Below are 18,070 nucleotides of genomic sequence, written 5' to 3'. Positions count from 1 at the left end.
AAGCCTCTTGTCGTTCTTTATCTGTTGTTAACTGTACTAAATGACATCCTCGTAATTTAGCACGTTGAATAGCCCATTTAATAAGTTTACTTCCTATACCTTTACCACGTTTTGATGAGGCTGTCCGTACACCCTCAATTGTAGCTCTCCAACCCCCTTGACGTACAATGTAAGGCGTAAATGTAATTTGTTGAAGCCCAATAATCTCTGTCCCATCACATGCGACAATTAACTCGTTATTTGGATCACAATCAATAGCATGAAATGCTTTTATATAACTATCAGGGAGTGGTGTTTCATAGCGCTCTCTTTTATTTCCTAAAACATCATCAGCAAGCATTTTTACAATTTCATCTAAATCATCTGCCGTTGCAATCCTAAATGTTATAGTTTCTGTCACTATCAAAAAACCTCCTTAATGTATGCACTTGTTACTTTTATTTTACTTGTTTAAATACAATAGGTTAAATTATAAAATATTATGAGTCTCTATAACTTTTTCTTATAAATAGCATAAAAGCCTAACTTATAAAAATTATAAGTTAGGCTTTTTAACACAATATTATTATTAGAAAATCCGATCAACTTCAATAAAACTCCATATTCTTTAATGGATTTTCATATTTTAACAAACACACACATATAACCATTCAAATAAGGTGCTTTTTATTTGTTATATAGAAATTACATAATAAGCATGGATTTGTATACTCTCATTCAATGAATCTTAACCCTATCTAAGGACTGTCTCTTTATCAATATTCAAAAACGATTACGTTTTTGAATATGTGTTCCGGTTTTTCTTGACCAGGTCAATGAATAACTACACATAAACTCCTTATATCTCTAGATAAACTACCGATTAGCTCCATATAGACTCTAGATAACCTATATAGAATACAAGTTATCAAGGAGGTAAGAAAAAATGAACTTTATGAAACGAGCAATTCTCAGTATGAAAAAAAGAGTAGGAACATCATTAATTTTGATGGCAGTTTTCCTAATTGTTACAAATTTAGTGTTGGCAGGATTCACAATCCAAAATGCATCAAAAAAAGCTGCTGATGCAGCAAGAAAAAAACTCGGTGCAGATGTTACTTTAAGTCTTGATTTTGACAAATTAGGTCAACAAGCTCGGGAAACTGGAGAGATGCCTAATCCGCCAAAGCTTAATACAAAAGAAGCAGATCAATTAGCGAAGTCAAAGTATGTAAAAGACTATAATTACATAACTAACACTTTCGGAATTTCTGATGGACTTAAACTAGTAGGGGCTTCAGAAGGAGAAGATGAAGGAAAAGGTAAAGTGGGAATGGCAGCTGTACGAGGCGGTTCAAGCTCCGGTACAGAAATAGATATGAATTCTTCTTTTATGATTGAAGGAGTTCGCAAGACAGCATTACAAGAAAGCTTTAAAAACGGAAAAAGTAAAATCATTGATGGAAAACCAATTACAGAACAGATGAAAGATCAGAATGTAGCTTTAATGGAAAAACGATTAGCGGAATTAAATAATTTGAAAGTAGGAGACAAAATTAAAGTGCAATCAGGGGATAAGAAGGAAACCCTTGAGGTTGAAATTATCGGTATTTACGAAACGAATGAGCAAGCTATGGGTCAACAGGCTCCTCCTATAATGGATCCAGCTAATAAACTATATATGCCGCATGCAACTATGAAAAAATTAGAAGTAGATCAAGGTATAAGTAGTGTTCAAGTCGTGTATTTCTTGAAAGACCCACAAAACATTGAAGCATTTAAAGAAGAAGCAAAAAAATCTAATATTAATTTTAATTATTATAAATTAGATGCACATGATTCATTGTACAAACAAATGATTGGGCCTATCGAAAATATCTCATCTACTTCTCAAATGATTATTTATATTGTATCAATTGCAGGTGCGATTATATTAGGGTTAATCATTATGTTATCGATTAAAGGGCGTCGCAAAGAAATGGGGATTCTATTGTCCATTGGAGAAAAAAAGTGGAAGCTGATGGCGCAGTTTGTAGTAGAAGTTGTATGTATCGCTCTTTTAGCATTTGGATTATCCATAACAACAGGAGCTAAAGTTTCTCAATATATAGGGGATAATTTACTTTCAAGTGAAGTTGCTACAGCAAGCGAAGAAACAGACACCCCGCAAAATGGTACTGTAATGATGGCTGGACCTGGTGGCACATTACAAAATCAAAAAGAAGATCCAATTGATAAAATTAATGTAAGTGTAACAGGAGAAGATGTAGGCAAAATGGGGGGGATTGGACTAGCTATTGCTATATTAGCAACGCTTCTTCCAGCATTATCTATTCTACGCCTGAATCCAAAACAAATTCTTTTAAAAGATGAATAAGGAGGCTCTATATGGAGACGATTTTACAATTTAAAAACTTAGATTATTATTATGAAAGTAACGGAAAAAAAGTAGCGATACTAGACAATGTTAACTTTTCTTTTCAAAAAGGGCATTTCTACACTATTCTAGGACCATCCGGATCTGGTAAAACCACTACTCTTAGCTTAGGTTGTGGGCTAGATATACCTAAAAATGGTTATGTACTGTTTAATGGAAAGGATATTCGAAAAATTGGTTTGGATCGGTACCGTAATCAAAATGTATCGGTAATTTTCCAATCTTATAATTTGATTACCTATATGACTGCTCTTCAAAATGTATTAACAGCAATGGAAATTACAGGTGTTAAAGTGCAAAATAAAACGGCAAGGGCGTTAGAATTATTAGAGAAAGTAGGACTTACAGAAGTAGAAGCGAAACGAAATGTTCTGCAACTAAGTGGCGGGCAACAACAGCGTGTAGCAATAGCTCGAGCGTTATCTTGTAATGTTGATTTACTGATTGCGGATGAGCCGACAGGAAATCTGGATGAAGAAACGGCAAATGAAATTATTGAGTTGTTCCAGGAGCTCGCGCATCAAGAAAATAAATGCGTAATTGTTGTGACGCATTCACAAGAAGTTGCAAAAAAATCGGATCGAGCAGTTTATTTAAGTAAGAAGAAGTTAGTGGTAAACGAAATTAATAATACCTAATATAAAAACCATGGTTATTGAATTCACATAATTTTCAAAAACCCACTTTTTCAAATGTTTATATTTGATATATAATAAAACCAAGCCATAATCAAAATGGTCTCCCTGTATTGAATGTTAAGATAGTTTGTTGTCCCCTTTTTAACAATATTTGAAAAAAGAACTTGTAGGATATCCTATAGGTTCTTTTTGTTATGATCGATTGACTATAACATTGAAGAATTACATATAAAAAACGGGACATTACCTAGATGTAGGATCTAAATACTGTCCCGTTTAATTATTTATCTGTAAAAAGGAACTAGCTTACATCTCATGTGATAGATTTTATAAATAAGAGCGTTTAATTGTCCATGGCTCTAAGCACTAACCATTTGGAATAAAGATGTAATGTATCAGTTATACTATGTAATATTTCTTCATTACAAAATATGGTGGTAAGTATGACTAAGCAAACAATTACTTTATTTCAAGTTTCTATGATACTTATTGGTAGTATAGGGATAATTAATCATGTCATTATGATTCCTATGTTATTAGATACCTCGGGTAGAGATTCGTGGATCTCTATCATATTAGTAAGCATTATATACTTGATTTGGATTTCATTAATATTCATCATATATATAAACATAAAAAATGAACATTTGTTTTTGTGGTTAAAAAATAATTTTGGGAAATTCAGTGTATATCCAATCATATTCATAGTTGTACTTTATTTAATAACAATTGGTGTCGTTGCACTAAAAGAAACATTAACCTTTTTCTCTTTTTATTTACCAGAAACACCTCACTTTGTATTAGGAATACTTTTTTCAATGATTTGTCTCTATAATGCTACAAGAGGAATTCAATCTATTGCACTTACAACAGGTGTTTTGTTACCTATTGTATTTCTACTTGGTTTTTTTGTAATGTTTGCAAATGTTCCACATAAAGATTATTCTTTACTTCAGCCAATGATGGAAAATGGAATGAATCCAGTATTTAAGGGGATGGTTTATCCTGCAGCAGGATTTCTAGAGTTAATCTTCATTCTTTTTTTACAACATCACATTTGTTCAAAAGTTAAATTATATCAACTGATTGCTTTGGGTATTGTTATTATTGGTATCACAATAGGACCAGTTATGGCAGCAATTATAGAATTTGGTCCTTTCGTAGCAGCAAACCAACGATATCCAGCATTTGAAGAATGGAGACTTGTGTCAATAGGAAGGTACATTGAAAATTTAGACTTCCTCTCCGTGTATCAGTGGCTTGTAGGGATCTTTATTCGTCTATCACTTGTTGTTTTTCTTATTCCAGATTTGTTATCAATTACAAATCGGAAAACGAGAAATGGGGTTATGTTTGTAATCCTTTCATGTATTGTATTAATAAGTACACTACCTATCAGTGACTCTAGTTTCTATTGGTTTGTATCTCAAATTGTTTTACCAGTTTCAGCATTAGGGCTATTTTTATTTTCTATCTTACTGATAGTGTTTGTATGGGTTGCTAAATATAAGAAAAGTTCTTGAAAAAGTATGAGAATGTATTTTATATAAGGTTGCTGAATTTGAAGGAGACAACGTAGATGAACAAACGAGTAGAATTAAACGAGAAGATAATACTAGAGTGGTTTGAGGGATGTAACGATGTAAAAGTAATAAAGCGTGAATTCGATGAGAAAGAAAAAACGAGGTCAGTATTGTTTATGTATTGTCAAAGCTTAATTGACAATACAAAATTAAAACAAGCCACATCATCTCAAGTTTGCAAAGAGCTTATAAGTAATTCGATAGAAGAATTTAACCTTTCAACATTAATTCCCCAGTTATCAGTAAAGAAATTAGATATAGTAAATTCGAATGAAACTATCTCTCAGATTATATTTGAAGGTAACCTCCTCATTATTTTTGAAGAATCTAAACAAGGATATATAGTTGATATTGCCCAAATACCTACAAGATCAGTTGAACAAACAAATACAGAGATGACCATTCGGGGTGGACGTGATGGATTTGTTGAAGAGTTAAACACAAATATAGGATTAATTAGAAAAAGACTAAAAACGAGTTCTCTTAGTTATGAAGAATTTATTATTGGAGAAAGAACACAAACTAAAGTAGCACTCTTGTATTTAAAAGATATCGCATCCCAAGAAATCATTAATCAAGTTCGATTAAAATTAAGACAAATTAAAATAGACGGGATTGTTTCAAGTGCACAAATTGAAGAATTAATCACAAACAATCAATTTAGTGTATTTCCTTTAGTTGAATATACAGGACGCCCTGATTATGCTGTGAATTGTTTGTTGTATGGACGTTTTATTTTACTAGTTGAAGGATCACCAACAGCCACTATTGCACCAGTTACATTTCCTTTTTTTGTGAATACATCTGAAGACCAAGATTTTTTCTATATATTCGGCAGCTTTGTACGACTTGTAAGTCTTTTTGGGATAGCAATTTCTATATTTCTTCCAGGAATTTGGATAGCATTAATTACATATCATCCAGATCAGATTCCCTATACGTTGTTAGCAACATTAAGCTTATCAAGAGAAGGGATTCCTTTTCCTGCTCCTTTAGAAGGGCTAATTATGATGACCTTATTTGAAGTTTTGAGGCAAGCAGGATTGCGTGTTCCTGCCGTATTTGGCCAAACGTTATCTGTTGTAGGGGGATTGATTATTGGACAAGCTGCTATTAGTGCAGGAATTGTTTCAGCATCTATGGTCATTATAATAGCAATTTCGGTTGTTTCGACATTTGCTTTAACTAATCAGTCAGTAACAGGAATAATAAGTATATTGCGATATGCAGTATTCCTAGTATCTTCTTTATTAGGCATAGTAGGATTTATCTTTTGTGTCCTTGTGATGGTAATACATGTAGTAAATTTACGCTCTTTTGGAGTTCCATTTTTTACACCATATTCACCCCCTGTGTTTAAAAGTATGCTAGCAGCCACATTTAGAATTCCTTTCACATATATGAAAAAAAGACCTAAAGAATTGCATACTCAAGATAATACAAGGAAAAGAGAGAGTACCGATGAAGAAAAATAAAAGAATAGTTATATTTCTTTTTATGATGTGTACGTTTCTAACAGGGTGTTGGGATCAAAGAGAGTTGCATCACGTTTTGTATATAAATAGTCTAGGTATCGATTTTAAAGATAATAATTATATCATTCGTCCGCAATTTATTAATTTTTCTAACATAGCGAAACAAGAAGGGAGCACTACCCGTAATTATAGCCAGGCCTATATTGGAAAGGGAAAAGGTCCCATTTTAGATGAGGCAGCATTTGATTTTTATAAAGGTGCTCAACAAGAAATCTCATGGGAGCATCTCAAAACAATTGTTGTAACAGAGAGATTTCTAAAACATGGTGACTTAAATCAATTTAATGATTTTTTCTCTCGTTTTTTTCAATTTCGAGATACTATGTGGATATTTGGAACTAAGGAACCTTTAGAAAATATATTAGCGAACAATAATATTTTAAATATTTCTCAATTATATACAATCATTAATTTACCAAAAGAGATAACTAAGCAATATACAATAATAGATCCTTTACCTTTATATAAATTCCAAAGAAATTATTATGAACCCGGGATGACAACTCGCATTCCTTTCTTAGCTACGACTAAAACATATTGGAAAAAAGGGCATACATCATTTCCAATGTTAAAATTTAGTGGTTATGGTTTTATAAGTGATAAATTCTATATAAATCATTTAAACGACCATGATATTGCTGGGGTTCGATGGACGGATGAAAATACCAAACGAGCCCCATTACTATTAAAATCTAACGAGAAAATCATTGGACATATAGTATTGAAAAATCCAAAGATAGATACAAAGCATTTTATTAAAAATGGAAAGTTACGCATGCTTATGAACATCCATTTCGATGCTGATATTTTCCAATTAATAAATTCTATGCCTGTAAATGATATTAAAAAAATTGCAGAGGACCAAGTTGAAAAAGAAATTAAAAAAACGTACCGAAAAGGAATCGAAAAAGGGATTGACACGTATCAGTTATCACATTCCTTATATCGTCAGAATTCCAAATTATGGAAACGATTTAAAAAAGAGGGGAGAATATCCCTTCAGAATAAAGAATCAGATTTTAACGTCTCAATTAATATAGCTACAAATGGAAAATCTAAAAATATGCGTAATATGATTGAGCATTAGAATGGTTGAAGATGAAAGGAAACGTAAAATATTAACTCTAAATAGGAGATTCGAACATGAAAGACCACTACGATTACCGGGTGATCGATAAATTATGCCTTTTTTGTATAATTTTCAAAAAATTTTTTTGACCCATTATTTATTTCACTATAAAATAATAAAAGGATATACCCTGGCTGTCGCTTATATGCTTAAGTATGGACTTACACAGTCAAAGTATAGACAAGTAGATAAAGTATTTGAAACAGATAAAATTGTAGAAGACATGAAGCATTTGCGCTATAGCGATGAAGAAATTGAAAGACAGCTAAGAGGAGCCTTAGCAAAAGGAAAATCTGAAGCAGAAGAAAAGCAAGGTAGTAAGTCGGATATAAAATCAGAAAGTAAAGAGAAGAAAACGAGGTTGAAGATGTATGTAACTGATTTTCAGTATCCTGACTACTTATATGACATAACAGAACTTTGAATATGTACTCAAGAGGATGAATGAAAGCCACGGAGGGGTATTATGGAACCTATTATGGAATTTATTTTATATTTTGCATTTTATTTTGGAGTACTGTTTCTTATAATTGGAACTGCAATAGTTTTATTTATTTTGGCTGCATTACCAGTAATCAGGAATAAAAATCTATCATTCGTAATGGTTAGTTTAGGGATAAATATACTTGCTATTCCATTGTCTTTTTTTATAGGTGGGATGTCAACAGATTCCCCAGGTAGTACTATGCTCGATTTTTGGGAAGGATTTTTCTTTATTCAGTTAATACCGCTGCCTATACTACTTCTAGCTTCGGTTTGGTGGGTTATTCGTCGGAACAAAGAAAAAGTCCAGATGTAGAGCTTTTAAATGACTTCTACTAGCGATCATGATGCAAATAAGCTGTCCATTTGGATAGCTTATTGTATTTGTTGCTAAGTATAATTTAGCAACAAATGCTTGCGATACCCCTATTAAGTAAAAGGGAAGGTGAAACATATTGGAATCCTATCAAAAGTTAGCCCACTTGTATGCATTAGGACTAGGCTGTGGACTTTGGAACAGGGAGGAGGTTATTTCATGGTGCGATAGATTGATTGAATCAAATGATCACCCGCCTTATGAAATTATAGAGATATCCTTAATGTCTACGGCAAAAATGGTATTTATAGAATCGGCGTTACTATCATTTAGTCGCACAGTTGATGAGAAAACCTCGGTAAACATCCTTCTTTCTGTCATGAATGAAAAATTAATAGAAAAGAAATGGAATTTTAAACGAGCTATTACTTGTTCCACTCGTTTACTCATGAACAGAAGCGTGTATTGGGAAGAGGAATATTTTGATTTATACAGCCTTGATGATAGCTATGGTTTAGCCAAGGATGGTATCCATTTTGATGAAGAAGATGTGATTACTGCTTATATCGATACATTACGTGCTTTTCGTGTCCATTTTAAAGAGTTTGAGGAACTCTATTTGAAAGTCATGAAACAGGAGTGGGAAGGGTAGAAGGCAAGCGAACAGACTTACTGAATCAAGAGAGGTATTTCCTGTATTCATCTAAAAAAAGTGATACATTATGGTTGCATCACTTTTTTAGATCGTTACTTTCTACATTGATTACGTGAAACGAGAGTAAACTAGTATAAAAATCACGTTCATACCTAATGTAAAAATGAGCATGGGAGTTGTGTTATCCCAAGGATGATTTTCACTTCAGTTCTCTCAATATTTCCTCTTCACGATCTTCAATTAATCCGTTAATTTTTTCAATGATTTTAATAATTTCTTCATAGGATAAATGTGTTGGTAGTGCTATTTTATTCAAGGCATGGTCTTTCCAATAAAAATAAATTTTTTCCTCATCGATATAATTTTTGTTTTAATTCTTTATCACTCAAACTCCACAATTTTTTATAAATTTCTTTTGCAAGTTCACAACGATCACAATCAAAACGAGATCTTGTACTATCTAGTTTAAATTCAAAAAACTTCTTTATTGGATCCTCCTCATTCTTCACTTTATCCGAAGGGGATTCATTTTTAAAATCGTAATTTTCGTTATTCTTTTCTAAAAAATCTTCTAACTACATATTCTTACCTCACATTCACTGTCATAATAAAGGTCAAATAGGTAGTAATATCATCAACTCTTTGCTCGGTTTTTTCCGCAGCATACCATTCTGTATTCACGAAGCCTTTGACCGCTCGTTATGGTCGGTCTGTTTTCTAAAAACCTGTATATTGGATGCTCCGTGAAAGGATAACACTATTTCAAGTGCTATTCTTCTATTAGCACCTTATAGAAGAAATATTGAATCATCGGCATATCCCAGTAGGAAACCTTTAACACTGCGACAGTATTTTCTCCTGATGTCTCATTTCGTGTTATACCTATTACTTCACCATATACAGTAAAATCTTGAACATACGCTGGATCTGCAACATGACGAAATGGGGTATCACCTACAAGTTCAATATCTGTCGAGGCTATGTTTGGGTACGTGTCTCTCACTCTTTCTTTTAAAATAGCCAAATCATTCTCACTGATCTTTTGAGGTGCTCCCGTAGTAGCCTGAGAGTATACGTGTAATTTCACGTCACCTTTTTGGATAGCCGACCTACCTATAATTTTATTAGGCGAAATGATTAGGAATATCACACTTAATGTACAAAACATGACGAAGATCCTCGAGTATTTTTTTAACTTGTTCACTTATTACACCACCACTATATATTAATTCAATTATAAGGCGAGTAAGGGTAATTATTCCATGGGGGAATATTGCATTGTTTTATAAAAATCTCCCTTCATATCAAAATTTTAATGTTCGGATCACTCTTTACGGCAAACAAAGGTCCAGAGCTTGGGATTCGTACTGGACCTTTGTTTAGGTTATATACGATTACAGCCGGCCTGCCAGGGTTCGAGTCCAGATTGTGAGAGCCGAAATCTCATGTGTTATCCATTACACTATAGGCGAGTAGAGGCGGGCGGGGATCCGCGAGTGATAGAAAGCGTAAAATTATGAACCGATATTGGGCCAACTGCTTGTGCGTTTTCTATCGTCCTTTCTCAACCCTAGTAATACTAAGGTATAGATACCATAATGGAAAATACGTGGCTTGAACCCTTGAGCGTTGCAATGCTATTGCAACGCTCTCCCGAACTAAGTTAATTCCCCAATAAAAAAGGAAAGCTAGTTGTTCACTAGTTTTCAATATAATATATGTTTCAGTCGCTACCTTATTGCTATATACCATCAGTAACATCAGCGGCTATTACAAGTTCGTAGCGAGGTAGTAATATTCGTTCTTCCTTTTGTAAGTCTACAAATACGTCATCTTTTTGCTGTTATAGTAGGGGAGAATATTTAAGTTGGATGCAGTGGATTGGGGATCCTTAATTGTTATCGTTACTTATTACGGTCGCCATTTAGAAAATAGCATACGTCATAAAACGAAAAGTCACCCTATTGATTCCTAATAAGTTTATACTTACTACAAAAAACAAATAAACTCGTCCTACTAAAAGGGGAGTTTGTTTGTTTTTTGTTTAGATAATGGAATGTTCATGCAAAATTGTACACTATGTTCCATATTTTTTATAGAATATTTTATATCTAGCGTTTCAAAAATTTGTTTAACAATATATAAACCTAAACCACTTCCTCCAGTATTTCGATTCCTTGATTTTTCAATTCGATAAAATGGTTTGAAAATTTGTTGTATATCTTCTTCTTTAATATTGACACCTGTATTCATAATTTGCATTTTGATTTGACCTTGTTCAGAATCCTCATTTAACTTTATATAGACTTTTTCATTATGTGGTGAATACATAACCGCATTATGGATAACATTTTTACATGCTTTTTCAAAAAGAACACGATCTGTATAAACAGAAAGGTCAGAATCAATTTCTTTTATTATTTGGATGCTTTTTTGAGAAGCAAAAAATTCGAGATCTTTTGTGATTGTATCTATTAACTTCGAAAGATTAACTTCTTCTACTTTTAGTTTAAAGGTGTGTTGTTCTAATTTCGACATGCTTAAAATTTCACGAACTAATTGTTCCATACTTTCAATAATTTGATGATTTTTCTTTAAATATTGATCACGATTTTGATAAGGGCCAATATTGTATATCATCCCTTCTAAGTATCCTTTCATTACAGTAAGAGGGGTCTTTAATTCATGTGCTACAATCGCAAAAAACTCTCTGCGTTTTGTTTCTATTTCTCTTTCTTTTTCAATATCATTTTTTAATTGTTGATTTGCTTTTTTTAAATCAAACATAGCTTGTTGTAAGTTAATAGACATGTCATTCAAGCTATTAGATAATTCTCCTAACTCATCTGTAGAGCGAACCTCAATTTTTTCGGAGAAATCTAAATTTGCCATCTTTTGTGCACCCTCATTAATATAAATAAGTGGTTTTGTAATAAACCTGGAATAGAAATAAGCACTCCCTACACCAATTACGAGTACAATGATACTAATATAGGGGAGAAAGCGTACTAAAACCTGTGAAGCTTCATCAATCGGTTGAAATGTAGCAAAGACTATAAGCGTTAAACTACCATCTTGGAATTGAATTGGTTGCGTAACGTTATATGAATTGCTAAGGGTACCTGCATTCTCGAACCGTGTCGCTCTAGTAACTACTGTAGTTTGCGAACCACTTTGAGTAAAAGAAAATGAAGGAGAGTATTTAATTATTCCCTCATTATTTTGAAGATAAAGCATCGCATTATTTTTTTTTGCATATTCATCAAAAAGTGGTATCGCATCTTGAAACGTAAGATCTTTAGACTTATCAATGATTTCTTTTATCCCTGTTTGAAGTTGATCTGTTTTGTATTGCTCATAAAACGTAGGGAGAAAGAAGTATAAAGTTAAATAAATCAATACTGCAAAGGATAACAAAATGAGAGAGGTAGTCATAAAGAGTTTATAAGTAATTTGCTTCATCTTCATGATTTTCACAATACTATTCATCAATTTTATAACCAATACCCTTTATTGTTTTAATATAAGGGATAGCTAACTTTTTACGTAGGTTTTTAATGTGTGTATCAATTATTCGTGTTTCGCCAAAATAATCGTATCCCCAAACTTTTTCTACGATATTTTCTCTTGTGAGTACTTTTCTCTCGTTTTGAAATAGTAGTTGTAGAATTTCAAACTCTTTTGTCGTTAATAAAATTTCAACTTCATTTACATATACTTTATATGCATCAACATCGACACGCACTTCTTTAAAAACCAAATGATTATTTACATTTTTATCATAACTTCTTCTCAGTACGGCTTCGACTCGTCTAATCAAAACATGAAACGAAAAGGGTTTTGTTATATAATCATCGATTCCAAGATCAAACCCTTTCATTTGATCTTCTTCTTCTTCTAACGCAGTTAGCATAATAATTGGTACATTTGACTGGCTTCGAATCATCTTGGAAACTTCAAATCCATTAAGATTGGGCATCATTACATCTAGAAGAATTAAATCAAAGGATTGCTTATTAAATTGTGTCATACCCTCTAATCCATCTGATGCAACTACAACTGTATACTGTTGTGTCATTAAAAATTGTTTAATTAATTCCTGAATTTCTTGATCGTCCTCTACCACGAGAATATGATAGTTCCTCATAATATCACCTCTGGTAGTCATTATAGCCTTACTATCTGGAGTTTATGTGGAGATGAATTAGGAGACTTCACAGGACGGTTACTGTGTTAGCTCCACGTTCAATAAGATGAACGATTAATATTTAAGAAAAAATAATGTATAATAATGTAAATTGGGTGTAATTTCTTAAATTGTATGAAAATATACTTTTACTTCTTTACCAAGAGGAGAAAAGGAAATGAATTTCAATATAAAAGAAGTTACTGGAATTCTAGAGCGCGTGCCACAAACTTTGGAGTTTTTTTTATCTAGTTTATCCGGGGAATGGCTACATTGTAATGAAGAGGAAGGAACTTAAAATACATTCGAAGTAATTGAGCATTTAATTGATCAGGAGAAAAACAACTGGATTCCAAGGCTAGAATTAATTCTCCGGGAAGGTGAAAATAAATCCTTTACTCTGTTTGATCGTTATTCTCACCTAAATAATAACTCTCTTGATAAACTAAAAGTTTAAAGATATGAATTAGGGATTATTTATATAATGCGAGAAAGGCTGTGAAGTTATTTGAGGGGTTATAAAGCGATGCTATTTGATTTAGATGATACGTTACTTGATAGGGATAAGGCAGTAGATAAACTGTTTTCCATTATTTTAGAGGAGTTTTATGGGGATGTTGAACAACATGCAGTAAAAACGAAATGTTACAGAAATTCAAGGGATATGATAAAAAAAGCTATGGCCACAGCGATAAAGTAAAGGTTTTGGAATCATTATTTGATGAATTCCCACCGAAATATAGATTACCACTTAATTACATTCAAGACTTTTGGAATAATAATTTCCCAAAATGTTTTTCTATAAACCAAAATACTATTAATATCATAAATACTCTAAAGTCACATATTAAAGTTGGAATTATAACAAATGGCTCAACTCAGAGGCAAAAAGCTAAAATAATTAATACGAATTTGAATCGTTATTTTGATACAATCATTATTTCTGAAGAAACGGGATTTAGTAAACCTGACAAACGCATATTTGAATTAGCATTAAATAAGCTAAATGTACAACCAGAAGATGTACTATTTGTTGGAGATGACTTAGAAAAGGATATTGCTGGTTGCCAAAATGCAAATGTAAAGGGTATATGGTTCAATCCTAATATGATTAAGAATAATACCGACACAAAACCATATGCTGAGATTACTTCTTTCGATAATTTATTAAGTTATTGTGGAGAGATGAATTTCCAAAAATAGTAAAAAGATAGATTTCACTTAATTTCATTGACCGTATGAGAAGTTTTAAAACAATATTTATTTAAGATAATATAGAGAGGATATTGAGCCAGGAGCAAATCGTTTATGTGTGTTAATGAAGATCTACAAAGCAGATTTAATATATGCTTTATAAATTATAGAGGAGTGAGACTATGGAAATAAAAAATGTAGTAGTCAGTGGAATAAATATTGCGGTCATAAGAAACGATACGGTAGTAATATCTGACGTTCAATCTACATTAGATCTTATGGCAACAGTTCAATATGAAGTGGATTCGAAGCGGATTGTTATCAATAAATCTTTAATAAGTGAAAGTTTCTTTGACTTAAAAACACGTCTTGCGGGTGATATTCTTCAAAAGTTTATAAATTATAGTGTGAAAATTGCTATCGTCGGGGATTTTTCTATGTACACTAGTAAAAGCTTACAAGACTTCATTTATGAATGTAATAAAGGTAATGATATTTTTTTCTTAGCAACTGAGCAACAAGCAATTGAAAAGTTAAGCTCATTGAAATAAAGATATAAAATGTATTTTGAAATTTTAATTTTGTACCGGTACAGTTACTTCAAATGTGCATTGTTACAGTACTCGATCAAATTTACAATCAGCATATACTATTTTAGCTAATAATTTTTTAAGGGGTGCTGAATATGACAGGATTACAAAATCGGATTTTTAAAAGATTGAACCTTGAAAAACGTACTGAAGTAAAATTTAAAGAACTAAGTTCAATACTTTTTGCATTTGCACATACTATACCGTTTGAGAATTTGGATGTTATTGCAGGTAATACGAATACAATTTCTATGGAAAACTTACAGGAGAAAATTTTAACTAGATCCCGCGGCGGACTTTGTTATGAATTAAATACTCTTTTTTATTATTTTTTAAAAGATAGTGGTTATGATGTACAACTCGCATTAGGTACCGTATACAAAAATGATATAAACGCTTGGGCACTTGAGGATGGACATATAACAATTATTTTAAATTATGATAACGTACTGTACTTAATTGATGTAGGTATTGCTTCATTAGTACCTCTCGTGCCTGTACCTTTTACTGGTGAAGCTGTTTCTTCTAAAAATGGTTCGTATCGAGTGAGACGAAAAGATACGAGTAAAGGAAATTATGTTCTAGAAAGAATAGATGCTAACGGAGAGTGGACAGTTTGTCATGCTTTTTATAATCGTGTTATTGATGAGTCAGTAGTAAACGATGTTCAAAAAAGAGTAATAGAAGATGAGAAATCTATTTTCAACAAAGGACCTATTGCAGTCAAATTGACGGATTTTGGTCATATTTCTTTAACAAATACAAGTATAACTGAAATTAATTGTGGTCAAAAAACGAAGCGTGAAATTACAGAAGATCAATATAAAGAGCTTTTATATACTTTATTTGCTATTAAGTTATGAATAAACAAATAGCCGGTTCTTATTCTGAATCGGCTATTTGTATAATTTTTGGTTTAAAAGGTTTTCTTCTAATATGTTTTGGAAACTGCGGTATAGTTAGTGTTTTTAACGTTTCTGCAGCCTCTTCATACGTATGAAAAACGGGTTCTTTTCCATTGTCTCCTTGCAAAACTAGTCCTTCATCTCGGATTACATACGGCATAAAATCATTCCTTTAAGTAGAATATTGTGTTCTTTTGAAACAGAATGATACGATTTAAAGTTTGATTTTCTTAATAGATATAATACACTAGAACAGTATAAAAAAGTATATGCAATGAATATTGGAAGCAAAGGAAGATTATTATGTCAGTAATTGATAAATTGAAATTAAATAAGTATACAAATATGGTCGTTATTAACGAACCGAGTGATTATGACATTTTTACAGGTAAAGAAACTGCATTTTCAAAAGAACACGATGCCATTTTTATTTTTGTAGAAACACTTGATGAAATGGTAAAACAAACGAATTTTATTATTAATAATGAAGATTTACTAATTGAAAAAGGATATGTATTCTTCGCTTATCCGAAAAAAGGTAATGCTCGTTACAGTACGTTTATTCACCGTGATGAGATGTTTCCAGCATTAAGCGTTGGCGAAGATGGGTATGTAGGACAGAGCGATATTAAATTTGCACGAATGGTAAGTATGGATGATGTCTTTACTGTTGTAGGTTTAAAGCGTGAGAAGAAAAAAGCGAAGAAAACGCCTGCTGCGAGTCAATGTGTTGCTGATTATGCAGATCGTATTCAAGATGTTGAAGCATTATTAGCTAATCATCCGAATGAACTTAAGTTTTATCAAAGTTTAACACCCGGATATCAAAAAGATTGGGCTCGTAATTTATTTTCTGTGAAACAAGAAAAAACACGTGATAAACGTCTTGAGAAAATGATTGAAATCCTTTCACAAGGCTATAAAACAATTGAATTATTCCGTAAGAAGAAAAAATAACGATTAAGAACGTCACAATGATGCAACAATTAATTACGTTTAGCACATTGAAAAAAGGATTCCTTTCAGTATACTAAAGTATGTTCTTATATTTAAATAATTAGCAAAAGAGAAAAGGTGTTTGGAATGAAATCGTATATTGTAGTTGGAGTTGGAATTTTAGGAGCATCTACTGCTTATCATCTTGCTAAGGCTGGTGCGAAGGTTACTATTGTAGATCGTCAAGAGTTAGGCCAAGCAACTGACGCAGCAGCAGGTATTGTCTGTCCGTGGCTGTCGCAACGTCGTAATAAAGCATGGTATAAAATCGTTAAAGGCGGGGCGCGTTACTATTCTTCGTTAATTCAGCAATTAGAAGAAGACGGTGAAACGGATACAGGTTACAACCGTGTAGGTGCAATTAGTTTACATACTGATGAGAAAAAACTAGATCAAATGGAAGAGCGAGCGTATAAACGCCGTGAAGATGCACCGGAGATTGGTGAAATCACTCGCTTATCAGCTGAAGAAACGAAAAATTATTCCCAGCATTATCGGAAGAATATAGTTCTGTTCATATTAGTGGTGCTGCACGAGTAAATGGAAGATTATTACGCAACGCATTAATAAGCGCTGCGAAAAAACATGGTGCAACTTTCATAAAAGGTGATGCAGTATTAGTCCGTGAAGGGAATCATATTACAGGAGTTAAAGTAAATGAAGAAACACTTGTAGCGGAAAAGGTAATGGTAACTGCAGGCGCATGGGCGAACGAAATCTTGAACCCATTAGGAATTAATTTCTTAGTTACGTTCCAAAAAGGACAAATTATTCATTTGCAAATGGAAAATACAGCAACAGAAAATATGCCAGTTGTTATGCCGCCAAACGATCAATACATTTTAACATTTGAAGATGGTCATGTCGTAATCGGTGCTACCCATGAAAATGATACTGGTTTTGATCACCGTGTAACTGCTGGTGGTTTACATGAAGTATTCGATAAAGCATTGGCGGTGGCGCCTGGTTTAGAAGATGGTACAATGCTTGAAACGAGAGTTGGATTCAGACCATTTACACCAGGATTCTTACCTGTAATCGGACCACTACCTAACTTTGAAGGCATTCTCGTTGCGAATGGATTAGGAGCTTCAGGTTTAACGGCTGGTCCATACTTAGGAGCAGAACTGGCTAAACTAGCACTCGGACAAACAATTGAATTAGATTTAAATGATTATGATGTTGCTGGTGCAATTGAATACAAAAAAGATTAGGATTCGCTCCTAATCTTTTTTATTTATAAATAATTTTTTGGTTAGTTATATCACAATCAATTCCAAAACGAGATATTTTGAATCAGTGAAACAGTTAGAATAAGTGTTGATGCGGAACCACCAGATAATAAAGTTACTAATTTTTCGCCCATTCTGTTCTTCTGAAGGTTTTAAAGTTCTGTAATCAGCACAATCCATATTATTATAGATTACTATAGAGATAATATTTA

General features: G+C 32.6%; 16 protein-coding genes and 2 pseudogenes. 13 read left to right on the top strand and 5 right to left on the bottom strand.

Annotated elements, in window-relative coordinates:
- A partial coding sequence (locus CDB3_RS11355) for a GNAT family N-acetyltransferase (protein WP_142263485.1) occupies positions 1-400 on the bottom strand: 400 nt, incomplete at its 3' end.
- Between the two features lie 525 nt (positions 401-925).
- Between CDB3_RS11355 and CDB3_RS11350 the strand changes: the two genes are divergently transcribed.
- From CDB3_RS11350 to CDB3_RS11315, 8 genes are all read left to right on the top strand, one after another.
- The gene (locus tag CDB3_RS11350) at positions 926-2,356 is read left to right on the top strand and encodes an ABC transporter permease (protein ID WP_128854555.1); all 1,431 of its coding nucleotides are present in this window, start codon (positions 926-928) and stop codon (positions 2,354-2,356) included.
- Positions 2,357-2,367: 11 nt separating this feature from the next.
- Positions 2,368-3,054, top strand: a complete 687-nt coding sequence (locus tag CDB3_RS11345; RefSeq protein ID WP_097829244.1) for an ABC transporter ATP-binding protein — start codon at positions 2,368-2,370, stop codon at positions 3,052-3,054.
- A gap of 443 nt (positions 3,055-3,497) precedes the next feature.
- Positions 3,498-4,577 carry a spore germination protein GerXB gene (gene gerXB, locus CDB3_RS11340; protein WP_128854554.1) on the top strand — a complete coding sequence of 360 codons (1,080 nt, stop codon included), beginning with the start codon at positions 3,498-3,500 and terminating at the stop codon, positions 4,575-4,577.
- Between the two features lie 56 nt (positions 4,578-4,633).
- Positions 4,634-6,112, top strand: a complete 1,479-nt coding sequence (gene gerXA / locus CDB3_RS11335) for a spore germination protein GerXA (RefSeq protein WP_128854553.1) — start codon at positions 4,634-4,636, stop codon at positions 6,110-6,112.
- Positions 6,099-7,259, top strand: coding sequence for a spore germination protein GerXC (gene gerXC / locus CDB3_RS11330; RefSeq protein ID WP_128854552.1), 1,161 nt, complete (start codon positions 6,099-6,101; stop codon positions 7,257-7,259). Before gerXA ends, gerXC begins: the two co-directional genes overlap by 14 nt.
- 187 nt (positions 7,260-7,446) lie before the next feature.
- A complete protein-coding gene (locus tag CDB3_RS11325; RefSeq protein WP_128854551.1) occupies positions 7,447-7,725 on the top strand; it encodes a hypothetical protein in 279 nt (92 codons plus the stop codon).
- Between the two features lie 42 nt (positions 7,726-7,767).
- Positions 7,768-8,100: a hypothetical protein gene (locus CDB3_RS11320; RefSeq protein ID WP_128854550.1), complete on the top strand. Its 333-nt coding sequence runs from the start codon at positions 7,768-7,770 to the stop codon at positions 8,098-8,100.
- 139 nt (positions 8,101-8,239) lie between these two features.
- Positions 8,240-8,752: a protein kinase gene (locus tag CDB3_RS11315; RefSeq protein WP_128854549.1), complete on the top strand. Its 513-nt coding sequence runs from the start codon at positions 8,240-8,242 to the stop codon at positions 8,750-8,752.
- A 772-nt stretch (positions 8,753-9,524) separates the two neighbouring features.
- On the opposite strand, the gene CDB3_RS11305 is transcribed toward CDB3_RS11315, so the two are convergent.
- The 3 genes from CDB3_RS11305 to CDB3_RS11290 form a co-directional block, all read right to left on the bottom strand.
- The gene (locus tag CDB3_RS11305) at positions 9,525-9,959 is read right to left on the bottom strand and encodes a transposase (RefSeq protein WP_128854548.1); all 435 of its coding nucleotides are present in this window, start codon (positions 9,957-9,959) and stop codon (positions 9,525-9,527) included.
- A gap of 812 nt (positions 9,960-10,771) precedes the next feature.
- Positions 10,772-12,244, bottom strand: a complete 1,473-nt coding sequence (locus tag CDB3_RS11295) for a sensor histidine kinase (RefSeq protein ID WP_128854547.1) — start codon at positions 12,242-12,244, stop codon at positions 10,772-10,774.
- Positions 12,237-12,902, bottom strand: coding sequence for a response regulator transcription factor (locus tag CDB3_RS11290; protein ID WP_016095431.1), 666 nt, complete (start codon positions 12,900-12,902; stop codon positions 12,237-12,239). The genes CDB3_RS11295 and CDB3_RS11290 overlap by 8 nt, the downstream gene beginning before the upstream one ends.
- 565 nt (positions 12,903-13,467) lie before the next feature.
- Here CDB3_RS11290 and CDB3_RS11280 point away from each other — a divergent pair.
- The 3 genes and pseudogenes from CDB3_RS11280 to CDB3_RS11270 all read left to right on the top strand — a co-directional run bounded on the left by CDB3_RS11280 (position 13,468) and on the right by CDB3_RS11270 (position 15,588).
- A pseudogene (locus tag CDB3_RS11280) lies at positions 13,468-14,144 on the top strand (HAD family hydrolase).
- Positions 14,145-14,317: 173 nt separating this feature from the next.
- Positions 14,318-14,686, top strand: a complete 369-nt coding sequence (locus tag CDB3_RS11275; protein WP_128854546.1) for a DUF4180 domain-containing protein — start codon at positions 14,318-14,320, stop codon at positions 14,684-14,686.
- A gap of 134 nt (positions 14,687-14,820) precedes the next feature.
- Positions 14,821-15,588 carry an arylamine N-acetyltransferase family protein gene (locus tag CDB3_RS11270; RefSeq protein ID WP_128854545.1) on the top strand — a complete coding sequence of 256 codons (768 nt, stop codon included), beginning with the start codon at positions 14,821-14,823 and terminating at the stop codon, positions 15,586-15,588.
- A 19-nt stretch (positions 15,589-15,607) separates the two neighbouring features.
- Here CDB3_RS11270 and CDB3_RS11265 read toward each other — a convergent pair whose 3' ends face one another.
- The gene (locus tag CDB3_RS11265; RefSeq protein ID WP_002172113.1) at positions 15,608-15,790 is read right to left on the bottom strand and encodes a hypothetical protein; all 183 of its coding nucleotides are present in this window, start codon (positions 15,788-15,790) and stop codon (positions 15,608-15,610) included.
- Positions 15,791-15,933: 143 nt separating this feature from the next.
- On the opposite strand from CDB3_RS11265, the gene CDB3_RS11260 reads away from it, so the two are divergent.
- Both CDB3_RS11260 and CDB3_RS11255 read left to right on the top strand, forming a co-directional pair.
- Positions 15,934-16,587 (top strand): YdeI/OmpD-associated family protein, encoded by a 654-nt coding sequence (locus CDB3_RS11260; protein WP_128854544.1) that lies wholly within the window; start codon positions 15,934-15,936, stop codon positions 16,585-16,587.
- A gap of 126 nt (positions 16,588-16,713) precedes the next feature.
- A pseudogene (locus tag CDB3_RS11255) lies at positions 16,714-17,840 on the top strand (NAD(P)/FAD-dependent oxidoreductase).
- The last annotated feature ends 230 nt before the right edge of the window (positions 17,841-18,070 follow it).

It is taken from the genome of Bacillus sp. CDB3, assembly GCF_002081505.1.
Lineage (GTDB): Bacteria > Bacillota > Bacilli > Bacillales > Bacillaceae_G > Bacillus_A > Bacillus_A cereus_AT.
Note: the sequence above shows the minus strand (reverse complement) of the source record. Positions and strands in the feature narration are given on the sequence as shown.

Excerpts from the sequence above, each read along its gene's own strand:
- CDB3_RS11350 (WP_128854555.1), top strand. The coding sequence starts at position 926 with ATGAACTTTATGAAACGAGCAATTCTCAGTATGAAAAAAAGAGTAGGA.
- CDB3_RS11345 (WP_097829244.1), top strand. The coding sequence starts at position 2,368 with ATGGAGACGATTTTACAATTTAAAAACTTAGATTATTATTATGAAAGT.
- gerXB (WP_128854554.1), top strand. The coding sequence starts at position 3,498 with ATGACTAAGCAAACAATTACTTTATTTCAAGTTTCTATGATACTTATT.
- gerXA (WP_128854553.1), top strand. The coding sequence starts at position 4,634 with ATGAACAAACGAGTAGAATTAAACGAGAAGATAATACTAGAGTGGTTT.
- gerXC (WP_128854552.1), top strand. The coding sequence starts at position 6,099 with ATGAAGAAAAATAAAAGAATAGTTATATTTCTTTTTATGATGTGTACG.
- CDB3_RS11325 (WP_128854551.1), top strand. The coding sequence starts at position 7,447 with ATGCTTAAGTATGGACTTACACAGTCAAAGTATAGACAAGTAGATAAA.
- CDB3_RS11320 (WP_128854550.1), top strand. The coding sequence starts at position 7,768 with ATGGAACCTATTATGGAATTTATTTTATATTTTGCATTTTATTTTGGA.
- CDB3_RS11295 (WP_128854547.1), bottom strand. The coding sequence starts at position 12,244 with ATGAATAGTATTGTGAAAATCATGAAGATGAAGCAAATTACTTATAAA.
- CDB3_RS11290 (WP_016095431.1), bottom strand. The coding sequence starts at position 12,902 with ATGAGGAACTATCATATTCTCGTGGTAGAGGACGATCAAGAAATTCAG.
- CDB3_RS11275 (WP_128854546.1), top strand. The coding sequence starts at position 14,318 with ATGGAAATAAAAAATGTAGTAGTCAGTGGAATAAATATTGCGGTCATA.
- CDB3_RS11270 (WP_128854545.1), top strand. The coding sequence starts at position 14,821 with ATGACAGGATTACAAAATCGGATTTTTAAAAGATTGAACCTTGAAAAA.
- CDB3_RS11265 (WP_002172113.1), bottom strand. The coding sequence starts at position 15,790 with ATGCCGTATGTAATCCGAGATGAAGGACTAGTTTTGCAAGGAGACAAT.
- CDB3_RS11260 (WP_128854544.1), top strand. The coding sequence starts at position 15,934 with ATGTCAGTAATTGATAAATTGAAATTAAATAAGTATACAAATATGGTC.